Here is a 346-nt window from a genome sequence, read left to right on the forward strand (position 1 = left end):
GATCGTGATCTTCCCCTTTTTCAGGGTGGACGGGAATGGGATCGCCTCACTCAACGCCATGGCAGCTTCTTTATTCTTCGTATTCTTGACATCTGTCGTTTTGAAGTCGATGAACGGTGAAGGAGCCTTTTCCTCACTCACGACAGCCGTACTGTGACGGTATTCCTTCGTTTCAGCGATCCTTGCGTGCAGATAATAGAAGGTCGTCCTGTCCAGATTGGTGAATTCATGTTGTCCGGCATGTTCCCCTTCTGTGAGCTTTGTCAGCGTATCCCAATCCCCGCTATCCGCAAGAGGTGAGGTCGAAGAGGTACTGAGATAGTATTCATAGCCGTCCTGAACCTCC

General features: G+C 50.3%; 1 protein-coding gene. It reads right to left on the reverse strand.

Annotated features, from left to right (window positions below; translation table 11 throughout):
• On the reverse strand, window positions 1–346 hold a 346-nt coding region (locus tag NE665_RS24150), incomplete at both ends, for a hypothetical protein (protein WP_256302736.1).

Source organism: Clostridium sp. DFI.1.208 (genome assembly GCF_024463855.1).
In the GTDB taxonomy this organism is placed as follows: domain Bacteria; phylum Bacillota_I; class Bacilli_A; order Erysipelotrichales; family Erysipelotrichaceae; genus Clostridium_AQ.